The sequence below is a fragment of the Acinetobacter sp. 789_lipA genome (assembly GCF_058242845.1).
Map to the genome: position 1 here is coordinate 1,587,954 of NZ_JBZAYS010000001.1, position 16,135 is coordinate 1,604,088.

At 42.0% G+C, this 16,135-nt stretch carries 12 protein-coding genes; 8 read left to right on the forward strand and 4 right to left on the reverse strand.

Features of this window, described 5'->3' with window-relative positions; translation table 11 throughout:
* Window positions 1-16 precede the first annotated feature (16 nt).
* Window positions 17-679: an elongation factor P hydroxylase gene (locus tag AC4CUZ_RS07635; protein WP_436905675.1), complete on the reverse strand. Its 663-nt coding sequence runs from the start codon at window positions 677-679 to the stop codon at window positions 17-19.
* Window positions 680-776: 97 nt separating this feature from the next.
* On the opposite strand from AC4CUZ_RS07635, the gene AC4CUZ_RS07640 reads away from it, so the two are divergent.
* The 6 genes from AC4CUZ_RS07640 to lysM all read left to right on the forward strand — a co-directional run bounded on the left by AC4CUZ_RS07640 (window position 777) and on the right by lysM (window position 4,530).
* Entirely contained in the window at window positions 777-1,334 is a 558-nt protein-coding gene (locus AC4CUZ_RS07640; protein WP_004982945.1) for a YceD family protein, read from the forward strand.
* A 76-nt stretch (window positions 1,335-1,410) separates the two neighbouring features.
* Window positions 1,411-1,593 carry a 50S ribosomal protein L32 gene (gene rpmF / locus AC4CUZ_RS07645; RefSeq protein ID WP_004695348.1) on the forward strand — a complete coding sequence of 61 codons (183 nt, stop codon included), beginning with the start codon at window positions 1,411-1,413 and terminating at the stop codon, window positions 1,591-1,593.
* Between the two features lie 176 nt (window positions 1,594-1,769).
* Window positions 1,770-2,756: an ACP S-malonyltransferase gene (fabD, locus tag AC4CUZ_RS07650; RefSeq protein ID WP_062034056.1), complete on the forward strand. Its 987-nt coding sequence runs from the start codon at window positions 1,770-1,772 to the stop codon at window positions 2,754-2,756.
* Window positions 2,753-3,487, forward strand: coding sequence for a 3-oxoacyl-ACP reductase FabG (gene fabG, locus AC4CUZ_RS07655; protein WP_490747461.1), 735 nt, complete (start codon window positions 2,753-2,755; stop codon window positions 3,485-3,487). Before fabD ends, fabG begins: the two co-directional genes overlap by 4 nt.
* Before the next feature lie 86 nt (window positions 3,488-3,573).
* Window positions 3,574-3,810, forward strand: a complete 237-nt coding sequence (acpP, locus tag AC4CUZ_RS07660; protein WP_004695351.1) for an acyl carrier protein — start codon at window positions 3,574-3,576, stop codon at window positions 3,808-3,810.
* Window positions 3,811-4,056: 246 nt separating this feature from the next.
* Window positions 4,057-4,530, forward strand: coding sequence for a peptidoglycan-binding protein LysM (gene lysM / locus AC4CUZ_RS07665; protein WP_062034058.1), 474 nt, complete (start codon window positions 4,057-4,059; stop codon window positions 4,528-4,530).
* Window positions 4,531-4,598: 68 nt separating this feature from the next.
* On the opposite strand, the gene AC4CUZ_RS07670 is transcribed toward lysM, so the two are convergent.
* From AC4CUZ_RS07670 to atzF, 3 genes are read right to left on the reverse strand one after another with little or no spacing between them, the layout of a single operon-like run.
* Window positions 4,599-5,303 carry a GntR family transcriptional regulator gene (locus AC4CUZ_RS07670; RefSeq protein ID WP_490747462.1) on the reverse strand — a complete coding sequence of 235 codons (705 nt, stop codon included), beginning with the start codon at window positions 5,301-5,303 and terminating at the stop codon, window positions 4,599-4,601.
* Window positions 5,304-5,306: 3 nt separating this feature from the next.
* Window positions 5,307-8,909, reverse strand: coding sequence for an urea carboxylase (uca, locus tag AC4CUZ_RS07675; RefSeq protein WP_490747463.1), 3,603 nt, complete (start codon window positions 8,907-8,909; stop codon window positions 5,307-5,309).
* 20 nt (window positions 8,910-8,929) lie between these two features.
* Complete coding sequence (gene atzF / locus AC4CUZ_RS07680) at window positions 8,930-10,759, reverse strand: allophanate hydrolase (protein WP_419381136.1); 1,830 nt, start codon at window positions 10,757-10,759, stop codon at window positions 8,930-8,932.
* Window positions 10,760-11,872: 1,113 nt separating this feature from the next.
* Here atzF and AC4CUZ_RS07685 point away from each other — a divergent pair.
* Together AC4CUZ_RS07685 and AC4CUZ_RS07690 are read left to right on the forward strand one after the other, a co-directional pair.
* Window positions 11,873-14,701 carry a type VI secretion system Vgr family protein gene (locus AC4CUZ_RS07685; RefSeq protein WP_078390445.1) on the forward strand — a complete coding sequence of 943 codons (2,829 nt, stop codon included), beginning with the start codon at window positions 11,873-11,875 and terminating at the stop codon, window positions 14,699-14,701.
* Window positions 14,685-16,073, forward strand: coding sequence for a hypothetical protein (locus AC4CUZ_RS07690; protein WP_419381135.1), 1,389 nt, complete (start codon window positions 14,685-14,687; stop codon window positions 16,071-16,073). Before AC4CUZ_RS07685 ends, AC4CUZ_RS07690 begins: the two co-directional genes overlap by 17 nt.
* Window positions 16,074-16,135 lie beyond the last annotated feature (62 nt).

The window sequence follows — 16,135 nt, forward strand, 5'->3', positions numbered from 1 at the left end:
GTGAATCGTGTGAAATTTAGTCGAGCATTTCTCTTTGAAATTCATCGCTCTGTAATGTTTTGCCAGCACGAGTACATAGGCAAATACAGTCAATGAAGTGTTTCGCATCGCGCGGTAATTGGGCTTGGCCTGAAAAATAAGCCTGAACTTGAGCGAAAACATGGTCTTTGAAGCGGTTGCCGTCACCCCCTTCACCAGTCAGATTGTCCAAGGAAACACGGAACTTTCGACCAAAAGCTGTAGCAAATAACCATTCAATGGCTTGCGGTTTAATTTCAACCTGTTCAAATAAAGCTTGTTGTTCCGCTGTTCGACCATCAGGAGCGTACCAATAGCCTAAGTCGGGGAGTAGGCGACGTTGTTCACCCGCAATGCTCCAATGGCTGATTTCATGCAAGGCGCTATTAAAAAAACCATGGGCAAATTGGATGCGTGCAGGGGTGCTGTCTATCGCGGGAAAATATTCAGGTTCAAAGTCACCTTTAACCAAGTTGACATTCAGGTGGGAAAACCAACGATTAAAGTGTAAGATGAGCCAATCAACTTGTTCTGCTTCTGTACACAAATTCTCCCACGTCGAGAGTTGCACTTGGCGGTTTGAAATGTCAGAATCGACAGTTGAAATTGTGCTCACAAGTGATGAAATACTCACTTCTGTTTGCGGCTGCAACAGATGCATGACTTAAGTTACCCAAATGGTCTGTCTAAATAAGTACAAAATTGTATCTTAATCTTTGACAGAGTACTGATGAATTTGTAGAATTGCCGCCTTAATTATGTCAGCAAATACCTTTCCGGCACAGATTGAGCCGTTTAAATGGGCCGAACAAGGCTTTACATGGTCAGGAACACTGCCATTGTCTCGCTTTGCTCGTATAGCCCGTGAAGCTGTTGGATCAATTGATGATCAATTGATTAACATAGACTGTAAGCTATCAATGGATGCGTATCATCGTATTGTATGGCTAGATGGTCACGTTGAAACGAACGTTCCAATGGAATGCCAGCGCTGTTTAGGCACGGTAAACATTGAACTCGTTTCAGATTTTCATCTAGCTCTAGTGGATGATGAGTCACTGATAGAGCGCTTGGATGAGGATGCTGATTTCATCGTCTTAGGTGAAAGTGAAGCAACGACGAAAGGTAGCTATGATGCGCCTGCGACGGCTGATTTACTGTCTCTGATAGAAGATGAATTGTTATTGTTGATGCCTTTGTCTGCTAAGCATGACGCTTGTGAACATAAGCACCAACCTGCCGTTGAAGAACTTGTTGAAGAAAAGCGGGATAATCCGTTTGATGTTTTGGCAAGTTTGAAGGGTAAACTTAACTAATTTTTGTGTTATACTCTTCCGTATAAGACAACTGAATTTGTTCTGATCCATATTTTTCGATTTGTAAGGAGCCATCATGGCCGTTCAGCAAAACCGTAAAAGTCGCTCTCGCCGTGACATGCGCCGTTCACATGACGCTTTAACCGAGAATGCATTAACTGTAGACCAAGCTACTGGCGAGATTCACCGTCGTCACCATGTATCTAAAGATGGTATCTACCGTGGTCGTCAATTATTCGCTAAAGCATCTGCTGAATAATTGTCGAAGCATTAAGCTTAAAGCTTAGTCGAAAAAAGGGGAGCGTAAAGCTCCCTTTTTTTGTTGTCGAATTTTTATCGCTGCTGTTTTTGTTGTATTTGGCAATTACATCGACCTAAATTAAGTGTTAAATTTTCGCTCCATAAACGAGAGCAAAGACAAGAAAGGACTTTTTTATGTCTGCGAAACAACTTGATCAAGTCGCTCAGGCAACAAAAACAGCTTTTGTATTTCCCGGTCAGGGTTCACAAAAGGTTGGCATGTTGGCTGAATTGGCAGAACAATTTGCCAGTGTTGAAGCAACATTTGCAGAAGCCTCTAAAGCGGTTGGATTCGATTTGTGGCACATTGCACAATCTGGTGAAGGTTTAGACCAAACTGAATTTACCCAACCGGTATTGTTAACTGCCAGCATTGCTTTGTGGCGTGTATGGTTAGAACTTGGTGGTGTTGCACCAAAGTATTTGGCGGGACACTCACTTGGTGAATACAGTGCGTTGGTTGCAGCAGGAAGCCTAAGCTTAGGCGATGCAGTCAAGCTGGTAAACTTGCGTGGCAAGTTAATGCAAAGTGCTGTACCGCAAGGAAAGGGCGCAATGGCGGCCATCTTAGGTTTGGACGATGCGCAAGTTGTTGCTTTATGCCAACAGGTTTCGAGTCAGGCTGAGGGTTCGGTTGAAGCGGCTAACTACAATGCTCAAGGTCAAGTGGTCATTGCGGGTGAAAAAGCAGCGGTTGAAGCAGTCATGGCTTTAGCCAAAGAAAACAGCGGCAAAGCGATTGCACTCCCAGTTTCTGTTCCATCGCATTGTTCATTGATGAAGCCTGCTGCAGAACAGTTCGCAGAAGCTTTGGAACAAACTGCCATTGAGCTGCCTAGCATACCTGTAATACAAAATGTGGGCGCGGAAATTGCTACAGATGTAGCACAAGTCCGCCAAGCACTTACAGCTCAGTTATATGAGTCTGTACAGTGGACCAAAACCATGCAGTTTATTCAGGATCAAGGAATCCAATATGTTGCAGAGTGTGGTCCAGGCAATGTTTTGGCAAACTTGGCAAAACGTCTACCTAATATTGAAAAAGCATTTCCACTCGATAGTAAATCACGCTTGGAAGATGCACTAAATGCCATTTTAGTGGCTGAAGGAAAAATTGCATGACACAGGAACGCAAAATTGCACTCGTGACAGGTGCAAGTCGAGGGATTGGTGCTGCCATCGCTCAGCAACTTATTCAAGACGGTTATTTTGTTGTGGGTACTGCGACATCTGAGTCAGGTGCAGAAAAACTGGCTGTAAGCTTCGGTGAACACGGTGCAGGTAAAGTACTCGATGTTCGCGATGGTGCTGCCATTGATGCGCTTGTCACTGACATTGAACAAAACTATGGCCCTGTGTTGGTTTTGGTGAACAATGCTGGGATTACCAAAGATAATTTGTTACTTCGTATGTCAGAAGATGACTGGGATGACATTTTAAATATCCATTTAAAAGCAGTTTACCGTTTGTCGAAACGTGTTTTAAAGGGTATGACCAAAGCACGTTTTGGACGAATTATTAATATTAGTTCTGTGGTTGCGCATTTTGCCAACCCAGGTCAGGCCAACTATTCAGCAGCGAAAGCTGGTATTGAAGCATTTAGCCGTAGCCTTGCAAAAGAAATGGGCAGCCGTCAAATCACTGTAAACTCAGTGGCGCCTGGTTTTATTGCAACAGAAATGACTGAGCAATTAAGCGAAAACATCCGTAAAAAAATGAGCGATCAAGTGGCCTTGAACCGTTTAGGTGATCCACAAGATATTGCAAATGCGGTGAGCTTCTTGGCATCAGACAAAGCAAATTACATTACTGGTACGGTAATGCATGTAAATGGTGGTCTATACATGAGCTAATTGGCTGATGGATAAACTTTCAAAATTTTAAAGATTCAATTAAACTAACGGCATTAAAAACGCCACAAGCAATGAGGAGAATTCCTGTGAGCGATATCGAACAACGCATCAAGCAAGCAGTTGCAGAACAACTTGGTCTTAAGGCTGAAGAAATCAAAAACGAAGCATCTTTCATGGATGACTTAGGTGCTGACTCTTTAGACCTTGTTGAGCTTGTTATGTCTTTCGAAAACGATTTTGACATCACAATCCCAGACGAAGATTCTAACGAAATCACAACTGTACAATCTGCGATTGACTACGTTTCTAAGAAACTAGGTTAATACATATTGTTTCAGCTTTGCTGAATGGAAAGGCCACCCAGTTGGGTGGCTTTTTTATGCCTTTCAAAAAATGCAAAGCACCTAACTCACCTTTAAAATCTGCTATTTACTCGGGTAACTTACAAAGCTTTACCTTAAGAGGACTATTCGCTACCAAATCTGTTGTCTTTTTTGGGTATAAAAAAGGGTGTCTCATTTTTGAGCATTCAATATAACAACACTGATATAACAAGATGGAGCATACACATGGGTCTTTTTGATTTTGTTAAAGGCATTGGTAAGAAAAACACAGCAGCCGCCGAGCCTCAAGCCGCACCAACCACACCAGCAGAGCCATCGGCTCAAGAAATTGCCAACAAGTTATTGGGTCATATCAAAGCATTGGGCTTATCTGTGACGGGACTTTCAGTCAGCTATAACTCCACCACGGATTTGGCGACCGTGAAAGGGCAAGTTCAGACTCAAGCCGATAAAGAAAAGATTGTTTTAGCTGTCGGTAATATTGACCATGTAGCACAAGTCGATGATCAACTCACTGTGGCTAGCCCTGAACCTGAAAGTAAGTTCTACACAGTTAAATCGGGCGATAATCTATCAAAAATTTCCAAAGCATTTTATGGTGATGCCAACCAGTACAATAAAATTTTTGAGGCCAACCGTCCGCTATTGAAAGATGCAGATGATATTTTCCCAGGCCAAGTGCTGCGTATTCCTGCTTAAGTTCAAAGGTTTAAGAAAAGGCGCATGAAGCGCCTTTTCTATTTGAGAGTGGAATGTTGATTGAGTGCTTAGCGACTTGCTTTCACAACGGCATGCTGACTAAGCATACCTAAGGTAATTTTTTTTACCTCATCCCGACTTTGTTGAATGTGAGCGCTGATCTTTTCAACGGCAAGCTCCGTCTGTTGCTGTGCTATATAATTCAAAATGGCTTGATGCTCCGCATAGGTGGCTTCAATCCGATCCATTTTAGAAAAATCGAGGCGACGAATAATGCGAATTTTTTCACTGACCTCTTGGTGAATTTTGATCATTTCTTGATTGCCAATGGCACGAACCAATGCACAGTGAAAATCTTCATCAATTTTCGCCATGGCTTTTAAACTTGACAGATACTGCTCAGGTGCAACCATCCAAATTTTGTGTAGGTGTTTCATTTCCTTCGATGGTTGAGATGCACTGCTGCATAACTTTCGAATTGCATACTGCTCAATCATGATGCGTAGCTCATACAGCTCATCGTAGTATTGCAAGTTCAACGGACGGACAGTCCAGCCACTACGAAATGCCACCTCTACATAGCCTTCTTGTTGCAATCGATATAGCGCCTGCCGCGCAGGCGTGCGGCTGACCTGATAGTTCAAGGCGATTTCGGATTCGGTAAAACGTTCACCCGGCATCAATTTGAAATCAAAAATATCGTTCTTAATTTTCTGGTAAACCAGTTCAGACAAATTGTCTGAACTTGAACCTGCACGTGTCATATTGGGCATGTGTTATTCCATATAAACCAAAGGCTCACCGCTATGAACGGTTTGTCCAGCCCGACAAATAATGGCTTTGACAGTACCATCATCCGCAGCGTACACCGGTAATTCCATTTTCATGGCTTCAATGATAGCAATGGTTTCCCCTTTTTTCACAATCTGACCTTGTTCCACTAATATTTTCCAAATATTACCGGTCATCGAAGCATGTAGTGCTGCATAGGCACTGTAGTCGGTCTCATCAGTTACTTCTGCAATCAGATGTTCTTGATGATCAACACTCTCTTTCCATAAGCCGACTTCAGCGCTAAAAGCGTGTTGTTGCTGTGCTCTAAACTCGGCAATGCTGTCTTTTTCATCTTCAAGTAGTTGTAAATACGCTGCATAGTCAAATTCAGTGTCTTCAATTTGAATTTGTGCTTGTCCATTTTCAAAGTCGGCACGCCATTGCTCTAACTCTGACTCAGATACGGGGAAGTATTTGATTTGATCAAAGAAGTTTAGGAACCATTGTTTGTCACCAAACTGTTTGTTCTTTTTAAATTTATTCCAGATGGGTAGGGTGCGTCCGACTAGTTGGTAGCCTCCCGGAGAGTCCATACCGTAGATACACATATACATGCCGCCAATGCCTACGGTGCCTTCAGCGGTAAAGGTACGGGCAGGGTTGTATTTTGAACTTAACAGGCGATGGCGTGGGTCAATCGGTACTGCACAGGGCGCGGTGAGGTAAACATCACCAAGGCCTAAAATGAGATAATGGGCATTGAAAATAATTTCTTTGACTTGCTCTCGGCTGTTTAAACCATTGATGCGTTGAATAAAATCGACATTGTTCGGTAGCCAAGGCGCTTTGGCACAGACACTTTCTTGATAGCGTTCAACGGCACCTAAAGTTGCGCTGTCTTCAAATGCCATCGGCAGATGGATGATCCGTGACGGGATCTTAATTTGGCTTAAATCTCCCATTTGCTGTTCAAGTTTGAGTAGAAATTCGATCAATTGATGCTGTGGAAGCGTGAGTCCATCGTATTTGATTTGCAGCGAGCGTACGCCGGGGGATAGTTCCAATATGCCTTTAATATTAGCCGCGCGAATGAGTTGCATGAGCTGATGAACGCGTAAGCGTAGCGCCAAGTCTAAAACGTTGTCACCGTACTCCAGTAGAATATAGCTGTCACCCGCTTGGCGGTATACCGTGCGTGGAGACACATCAGTTGCCTCTAAGCTGGCAAGAATTGCGGATGTTGGAATATCACTGCTTGGGGGCTCAGAATTAAGTGCTGCGTGGGCAAAGTTTTCGATCCGTTCAATTTGTTGTTGTTCTAAGGCATTGGCTTGTTCAACAGTTAAAGGATAAAAGCTGATTTTATCATCGGCTTTAAGCTGACCCACTTTCCAAAGTTCAGCTTTGACAATGGTTACAGGGCAAACGAAACCTCCTAGACTTGGCCCATCTTTGGCCAAAATGACAGGGAAGTCACCTGTGAAGTTAATCGCACCAATAGCATATTCACAGTCATGGACATTCGATGGGTGGAGTCCTGCTTCACCGCCATTTTCACGTGCCCAGCTTGGTGTTGGCCCTGATAGTCGGATGCCTAGACGGTTGGAATTGAAGTGTACAGTCCATTGGGAGGCAAAAAACTCTTCAATATATTCGGGTTTAAAGAAGTCAGGTGCACCATGTGGTCCATACAGAACGCCAATTTTCCATTCTCTGCCGTAGCTTGGAATCAGGGCAGAAGATAGAGCTTGTGGTTCTTGCGTGGCTAAAGGTGTATCGCTATTTGGATGGGTTGTGTTGACGAGTTTGATCATGTCACCTGCACGAAGCACGCGTCCTGCATGCCCGCCAAAGTTACCTAAAGCAAAAGTCGAACGACTGCCCAAATATAGGGGGATATCGAGTCCATGACGCACTGCTAAATAGCTACGGCAACCAGACTCGACCTGTCCTAAGCTGAGTACTTGACCTGCGCAAATGTGAATCGGCTGCCAAAAGTCCACGGGCTTATCATCGAGTTGCGCAGGGCATGGCGCACCTGTCAGTGCAATCACACTGTCTTGGTGGAACTTGAGGCTTGGGCCTTGAAGAGTGAACTCGAAACCTGCTGCGCTAGCATCATTCCCCACAATTTGATTGGCCAATTGAAAAGCATAGTCATCCATAGGACCCGATGGTGGTACACCAATATCCCAATAGCCAACACGTCCCGGAAAGTCCTGAATCGAGCTTTGCGTGCCAGCTTGGAGTACTTCAATTACATTCGGTACGTAGTCAAAGTCATCTAGCAAGCGTGTCCAGATTTGCATTTGTGCAAAGCGTTCATCAGAGATCACGCTATGTGCATAGTCTAAATTGGTGCTGATGCCATTTAAACGAGTTTGAGAGAGCACACTTTTTAGTTGCTCAATGGCTTGTTCACGGGTGTCCGCATGTACGATGATTTTGGCAATCATCGGGTCAAAATATTGCGAAATTTCTGTCCCTGTTGAGACCCAAGTATCAATACGGCAATTGTCTGGAAATGCAACTTCGGTCAGTACACCCGGGCTGGGCTGGAAGTTCTTAACTGGATCTTCTGCATAAATACGCACTTCAATCGCCGCACCTTGTGGTTGGATGTTGCTCAGTGCCGTCCAATCCAGTGCATCGCCCGCAGCGACTTTAAGCATGCATTCAATCAGGTCTAAACCCGTCACCATCTCAGTGACAGGATGTTCTACTTGTAGTCGGGTATTGACCTCAAGGAAGTAAAATTCATCGCGTGCAGCATCATAAATAAATTCGACCGTACCTGCGCTGCGGTAATTGACAGATTTGCCGAGTTCAACTGCTGCTTGGTGTAGTTTTTGACGTGTGGCTTCGGGCAGATGAGCAGCAGGGGTTTCTTCCACAACCTTTTGGTTACGACGTTGCAATGAACAGTCGCGTTCGCCTAATGCAACCACTTGACCTTGACCATCACCAAAAATCTGAACTTCGACATGACGCACACGGTCAATAAAACGTTCTAAAAATACGCCCGAATCTTTAAAAAATTGTGCACCTAAACGTTTGACGCTTTCATAAGCTTCAACTAAGGCTTGTTCATTATCACAGCGGGTAAGACCAATGCCACCGCCGCCTGCGGTGCTTTTCAGCATGATGGGGTAACCAATCTCTGTAGCCGCAGAAATTGCCTCATCTAAGCTTTCAAGTAAGCCTGTACCCGGTGTCATAGGCACCTGTGCAGCGGCAGCTAGTTCACGTGCACGGTGTTTTAAACCAAACTCTAAAATTTGTGTCGCGGTTGGCCCCATAAAGGCAATATTATTTTTCTCACAAGCCTCTGCAAATTCAGCACTTTCTGATAAAAAGCCATAGCCGGGGAAAATAGCTTCAGCCCCCGTTTTTTGAGCGGCTTGAATCAATTTTTCAATGCTTAAATAAGTGTCGGATGGTTTTAAGCCGTCTAGAGCAATGGCAATGTCCGCGTCTTTGACATGTTGTGCGTAACGATCACTGTCTGAATATACCGCTACACTGGTCATCCCCAGTTTTTTTAAAGTGCGAATTGCACGTACGGCAATTTCGCCACGGTTTGCAATCAATACAGTTTTAAACATTTTATAATTCCTAAATTTGACTAAGCTTGTTCTACTTTTGAATTGTTACGGTGCTGGATATAGGTGCGCCAACCGCCAAAGTGACTGATGTTTTCGGCATCGTTTAAGCCATAAGGTTCACAAATGAAACCTTTCACCCATCGACCGTCTGCCAGTTCGACATTGCCCATGCCCAGTGGTGTCGGAATCTCTGCGACAAATTCGCCAAAGCGAGCGGTCGGTACATCCCACAGTTCAACAATGATCTGCTGACCGTGTTCATCGACTCGGGCTAGACCGGGTTTAGGCGGGATCGCGCCATTCAGGGCAAACAGGGCATAGTGCTCAGCGGTATGCGTGGTTTCCACAAGCACAGCATCACGGGTGAGCAATTGGAAGTTCAGCGGCATTCCAGTCAGGTGTGCCCCAACCACCGCAACACGGATATGATGTGGAGAGACTGAGTTCTGTAGCTTTGGAATGGGTGCATAGCGGTCTAAAGCCCCCAGCTTTAAGTTCAAATGCATCTGCCAAATTTTTCCGAATTCAATCAGAGCTTGGTCATACCATGCAGGTGCAATTAGGCTGATGCCGAAAGGTAAACCGTCAGTGCGGAAACCTGCGGGCAGGGCGAGAGCACTTAAATCGGCGAGGTTGGTAAAATTGGTATAAGTCCCAAACTCAGAGTTCAGACTAATCGGTGACTGTTCCATTTCGGCAAGGGTATGAATGGTTGGAGAGGTGGGAACAATCAATGCATCAAATTGGGCCAAAGTGTCTTGAATTTTTCGGCTTAATTCTTGCTTTAAGTACTCCGCGTTATAGGCATCAACTGCACTAAAATCATGACCTTTTTGAATGATTGCACGTACTGTCGGATCGAAAACCTCAGGCTGCTGCGCCAACAACTCGGCAACCGCTGCGGTACGTTCTGCCACCCATGAGCCTTGATAGAGTTGGGCTGCTAATTGTTCAAAAGCCGAAAAATCAATTGCAGTAATTTCAGCACCGAGAACTTTTAACTGTTCTACAGCCAGTTGGAAGGCATATTTAGCTTGGTCATCTCCAAAGAATTCCAGTTTTTGGGGAATAGCAAAATGTGGCTTAGTCGAGAGTTTCACAGGTGTAGTTTTGGGGTGCTGGCGTGAATAGCTATCTAACGCATCGTAATGTTCTACCGTTTGGGCAATGGTGTCGGCGTCTGTTACCGTTAATGCAAAAATTGAAATACAGTCCAAGCTTTTACAAGCTGGTAATAAACCACGATTTGAAAAACGACCTTTAGTCGGTTTTAGCCCAATAATATTGTTAAATGCAGCAGGAACACGGCCAGAGCCTGCGGTATCTGTTCCGAGTGCAAAGGGTACCAAGCCACGAGCCACAACACTGGCTGAACCAGAGCTAGAGCCACCACTGACATAGTCAGCATTAAACGTGTTACTGACTGCACCAAAGGGAGAGCGTGTCCCGACAAGCCCCGTTGCGAATTGGTCTAAATTGGTTTTTCCTACAACAATTGCCCCTGCATTTTTAAGCAGGCGAATGGTTTCTGCATCTTGTGTAGCAACAGTTGTCAGGGCTTTGCATGCGGCCGTGGTGACAAAACCAGCAACATCGATGTTATCTTTCACTGCAAACGGAATGCCGTATAAAGGCAATTCTTTGCTGAGGTCTGTGGCTTGATCTGCTTTTTGCTTTAAGGCTTCAATTTGTTGGGAAAGTATTTCGGTCGTAGCAATTGAAATCCATGCATGATCAGGTTGTGGTAATTGCGCTACATAGTCGATTAAATCTTCAAGATGAATATCTTGGTTGAGATAAGCGGTTTGCCATTCTTGAAGTGTCCAGCCAATGCATTTGTTCTGACTCATTTTTTTGCATTCCAACTTGTATACATGATGGAATACAAAAATGCAGAATCTATGCCAATCTAATCAATTTGATTTATCTTTGGTTATAATTGTTATAAATCATTAGTTTAATGTTGAAGCTTTAGTTTAATTGAGTGATTCTAAGTGTTTTTAGAGTTGCACCAAAACAAGCGCATAGGGGAGCTAATGGTGCTTTTTATGATCAAACCTTGGGTAGTTTGACGTTAAACTATTTAAAAATAGGGTTTAAATCATATTCGTTTTTTTATGTGAATTAAAGCCAAAAGAATTGAGGTTAAAACATATTATAAAATAGGATGATTCAAAGAAAATATACACACTCAGTTTTTAATTTTTATGTATAACTTAATGTAATTTAAGCTATACCAAATCTGGAAAGTTGCAAGTTTCATTTAACTCTTGACCAATACAACCGTTGAAATTTGCAGAGATAATCAATAAATCACGCGTATAACTTATAATAAACTATTATTTTTATAATTTTTCATTCAGATTTTCTCATCTTTCCTGTGTAATTAATTCTATGCCATATATTGATATACATAAGCAGGCTGGATCTCAATTCAAACATCTGACGTGAATAACTGGGTCTTTTTTTCGAATAATAATTGATGTACTTAACTTGTATTTATCCTGCATAAGGTGATGATCTAAACTGTCTGTCGATAGCAGATCAATTGCTACTATGTATAAGCTATTGGTAGTAGCTTACTGTATCATCTATGGGGGAGTGTCTATATTGCCTGATAAGCAACATCTTCAAGAATTGCGGGTTATGTAGAATACTGTAATTGTTAACGGATTAAATGAAGTTTGAGTAAATTGCAAACCAGTTTGAAGAAAATAAAATTTTAGTGGTCTGGTATTAACTGAAAAACTTTAATATTTCTAGAGTGGATAAAGGAATGAATTGGGTTAAGCGAATATGACTGGGATAATATCAAAACTATAAAAATAGAAACTTACAGATGGATCGGTCGTTTATTGAAAAAAGGCTCTGAAACTTAAAAATTCTATTAAAGTTACAAAAAATTAAAGAAATTTTTTGAGACTTTTGTACAATCAGCCACAACTTAAAATTTAATAATAACGATGCCCAATAATATTTATGCTGCAATAGAGCAACTTGGACTTACTGCACAAAAACGTGCTATTCATATTCAGTTCAGCAATACCTCGCTTAACGAACAAGTATTCCTTCAGCGCATAGATGGAACGCATGAACTGAATGCAGGTATAGAGTTACAGCTCCTTTGCTTATCTACCTCCGCTCATATTCCGTTAAAGCAATTCATCGGTAGTCAAGTCGCTGTCGATATTGTCACTGAAAAATCAGAACTCAATCGTATTTCAGGCATCATCACCAAGGCGGATGTGGGGGCAAGTGATGGCGCTTTAACCATATATCGTTTAACCGTGGAAGACCCGACAGCTTTATGGAAGCATCGACGCAACTCTAGAGTTTTCATGGCGAAGTCTGTTGTTGAGGTGGTTCAAACTATTTTTGCCGAGTGGCAGCAACGTAGTCCCTTATTTGCTTCGAGTCTGACATTGGATAAAGGTGGTTTAAGCAAAGAATATGATGTGCGCCCATTCATTATGCAAGCGAATGAGTTGGACAGTGAATTTATTCAAAGGCTGCTCTCTTCAGAGGGGATTAACTGGCTTATTGATGAGTCTCAGCTCAAAGTGTCCAGTTCAAGTGAACCCATTCAGCCGCAAAAACTTAGACTGATTGATGACAACGCCCAATATCAAAGTTTAGAGCGACAGAATATTCGCTTCCATCGTAGCAGTGCTGTAGAAAGCAGTGATTCGATTACAAATTTTGTCGGACAGCGTTCTATACAACCAACATCTGTCCATATTCAACATTGGCAAGCGAATACTTTAGAAATAGAAGAAGGTGCGGGTTCAGTTCAAAGCAAACATAGCCATAGTGATAATCAAGACAACGCCAGTCTAGGTTTAGAGCAAGCATGGCATTTTTCACCTGCATGGATACAAGACCTTAAAGGTGAAGATGGAACGACCAAATCAGGCAATGGTCAGATTGAAAAGTTTAATCAAAATCTTGGTCATTATTACGACCTACAAGCCAAGCAATTTATGGCTACCTCGACCGTACGAGATGCACAAGTGGGTTACTGGTTTGAACTCAACGAGCACCCTGAAATCGATCAACATAGTGGTTCAGACAAAGAATTCTTAATCACATCCAAAAAATTCTATAATCAGAATAATTTACCTAAAGATTTGACCGATCAAATCACAGCTTTGTTGAAGCAAACCAATTGGCAGCAGGCTGAAATTACAACAAATAATAAAGACGAACGCCAAGCCAATCACCTTGTTTTACAACGACGTAATATCAGCATTGTTCCAGAGTACAATCCGCTACGACAACGCCCTATTGCATCACCACAACGCGCGAAAGTGGTTGGACCAAGTGGTGAAGAAATTCACGTGGATGAATGGGGGCGTATTAAAGTCCGTTTCCTGTTCACCCGTAGTGAAGACAATACTCACGATGGCGGTGCAGGTTCAAATGACAATGACACAGATTCTGCTTGGGTTGATGTGCTCACACCTTGGGCTGGTGAGGGTTATGGCGCACGCTTCTTACCGCGTATTGGTGAAATCGTGGTGATCGACTTCTTTGATGGCAATATCGACAGACCCTTTGTCGTGGGGCGCATCCATGAAGCACAACGTCTTCCAAGCAAATTTGACAATACAGGCAAACTGCCTGATACCAAAAAACTGGCAGGGATTCGATCAAAAGAGGTTCAAGGCGAGGGCTTCGGGCAACTACGTTTTGATGACACGACGGGTCAGATCAGTACCCAGCTACAAAGTAGTCATGGTGCGACACAACTGAACTTAGGGAATTTGAGTCATCCTAAAGAAACGGACACGAGTGAAGGACGAGGTGAAGGTTTTGAACTGCGTACTGACCAGTGGGGAGCTGTCCGTGCTGGGCAAGGCTTACTTGTTTCCACGTATAAACAAGATCAAGCCAAAGGTGAGCATCTAGATGCTGAAATTGCCAAGAAACAACTGGAAGGTAGTCAGACGAACAGTAAAGCTTTAAGTGATATTGCTAAAAATCAAAAGACTGATGAAATTGAATCGCTTGAGCAGCTTAAAGAATTTGCAGAACAACTCGAACAAAAAATTGCAAAATTCAAAAAGGCAGTTTTATTGCTCAATTCACCTGACGGAATTGCGCTAAGTACAGCTGAAGATATTCATTTCTCTGCTGATTCACAAATTAATCAGATTGCAGGCGATAGCATCAACTTCAGCACTCAAAAGAACTGGATTGCTCAGGCGCAAAACAAACTGAGCTTGTTTGCTGCACAAGGTGGGATCAAAGCAGTAGCAGCACAGAGTAAAGTTGAGATCCAAGCCCAATCGGATGCATTGGATATACTTGCTAAAAAAGGCATCATTATTTCCTCGACTGAGGACCGTATCGAAATTAGCAGTCCTAAAGAGATTGTCATCACAGGGGCTACATCACAAATCACCTTAAATGGTTCAGGGATTTCCCTGAAAACAGGCGGTGAATTTAGAGTGAATGCAACACAGCATGTGTTCCAAAGTGGGGCCAGTGTAAAAAACCAATCTCCAGTGTTACCTAAATTTAATAATAAAAATTGGATTGCATTAGAACATTTAGATGCTGAAAATGAGCCATTTGCAAATTTAGGTTATAAAATTTATTTTGAAGGTAATCAAATTATAGAAGGAAAATTAGATGATCTTGGGAAAGCTCATCATGATAATGTACCGCAAAAAGCAATTAAAGTTGAGTATGAACAACGTGATTATATAGATGAGCCATGGGGTTTATATGATTTAGTTTTAGATCAGTTGAATGAATTAAAAAAAGAAGTGAATGAAAATAATGACTGATTTCTTACCATCAAAAAAAGATCTACTTAATGCAATGGCTGCGATAGCAGCTCCAGTAAACAAGGCAATAAAAAAAGGACAGGAAAGTCTCACGGATATTGCAGATTGGCTTTGGGTTGTAATTCAAGGTGATTTTGCTGAGGAACAATCTACTGCTCAAATTGTGACTGGTACCGTAATTTCAATGATCCCATTTGTAGACCAAATATGTGATGTAAGGGATATTTGTGCAAATTGTTCTAAAATTAAAGAAGATAATAGTAATCCATGGGCATGGATTGGTTTGATTCTAACTTTAATTGGACTGTTTCCTGTATTAGGTTCTCTCTTCAAAGGAATATTTAAAGTGGTTCTCGCTCCTGTTCGCCGTTTTATGCTGAGGCCCACAGCAAAATTAGCACAATTAACAGGTGCAAATATTTATAAAATTGCAGAACCGTCAATCGAAAGTGGTATTAAGGAATTAAATAAATTTTTGGCACGGCCCGCAGTCAAAAAAGCCCTAAAAGAAGCTAAAATTACTAATGTGTATAAATCTACTTCAACTAAAATTCGTGAAGTTAAGGGAAAGCTCAGAACTAAGGAGTTATTAGAAGTATTTGATAAGCTTATTAAGTATTTGAAAGAAACCGTTAGTTTTATTGATAAGTATGCAAGTAAAGGCGTAGCACTTAAAGCTAAAAAATTGTTGAATGTCGTAATTGAAGTTAGAAATTCTGCGAATAAAGAACTAGGAAAATTTTTAAAACCAGTTCAAAATTTTTTAGAAAAGTTAGCAGTTCGAATAGATAAAGAAGGCGATGCTGCATTTAAAGCAACAACAAATGTAAAAAATGTAACTCGATTGAGACGAGTTTCAGATGCAGAAGAATTAGAAGCTTTTAGAAAAAGTAGACCTAATTGGGTTCATGTACTTCCAAAAAATAAAATCGTACCTTTCCCTGAAGCTAAAATTGACCCAAAAACCTCAAAAACTCCTTTACACCCAAGCTTAGGAAATGTTCAATTAGCTTTAAAAAGTGGTTTCTCTCATCCTTTAAAGGGTAAATATGATACTTTCGCAAAGGGCTTGATTAAAGCTCAGACATTTAATGAAGGTGAAGTGTTAGTTCGCGTTTTAGCACCAGGAAGTTTGGATAATAGTATTTGTTGGATGAGGAAGTCCGAATTTGAAAAGTTAAAAAATAGAGAAGAATGGCGTGATAAATTTGCTGTATGGGCAAGTTGGAATAGTAATGGTGAATATTTGGAATATACGGTTCCAAAAGGTAAGAAATTATATGCATGGGAAGGTCCTGCGGCATCTCAAATACGTGGTGACTTTTATTTAAGAGGTGGTGGCGTACAAGTTGTACTAGACCCTAAAGATTGATGTGTGCTGAAAAAACAGGAGGTTTTAACTTGGTAAACTAAACACACTCATCAGGAGTTTAC

Coding starts and splice junctions, on each gene's coding strand:
- AC4CUZ_RS07635 (WP_436905675.1), bottom strand. CDS start 679: ATGCATCTGTTGCAGCCGCAAACAGAAGTGAGTATTTCATCACTTGTG.
- AC4CUZ_RS07640 (WP_004982945.1), top strand. CDS start 777: ATGTCAGCAAATACCTTTCCGGCACAGATTGAGCCGTTTAAATGGGCC.
- rpmF (WP_004695348.1), top strand. CDS start 1,411: ATGGCCGTTCAGCAAAACCGTAAAAGTCGCTCTCGCCGTGACATGCGC.
- fabD (WP_062034056.1), top strand. CDS start 1,770: ATGTCTGCGAAACAACTTGATCAAGTCGCTCAGGCAACAAAAACAGCT.
- fabG (WP_490747461.1), top strand. CDS start 2,753: ATGACACAGGAACGCAAAATTGCACTCGTGACAGGTGCAAGTCGAGGG.
- lysM (WP_062034058.1), top strand. CDS start 4,057: ATGGGTCTTTTTGATTTTGTTAAAGGCATTGGTAAGAAAAACACAGCA.
- AC4CUZ_RS07670 (WP_490747462.1), bottom strand. CDS start 5,303: ATGCCCAATATGACACGTGCAGGTTCAAGTTCAGACAATTTGTCTGAA.
- uca (WP_490747463.1), bottom strand. CDS start 8,909: ATGTTTAAAACTGTATTGATTGCAAACCGTGGCGAAATTGCCGTACGT.
- atzF (WP_419381136.1), bottom strand. CDS start 10,759: ATGAGTCAGAACAAATGCATTGGCTGGACACTTCAAGAATGGCAAACC.
- AC4CUZ_RS07685 (WP_078390445.1), top strand. CDS start 11,873: ATGCCCAATAATATTTATGCTGCAATAGAGCAACTTGGACTTACTGCA.
- AC4CUZ_RS07690 (WP_419381135.1), top strand. CDS start 14,685: ATGAAAATAATGACTGATTTCTTACCATCAAAAAAAGATCTACTTAAT.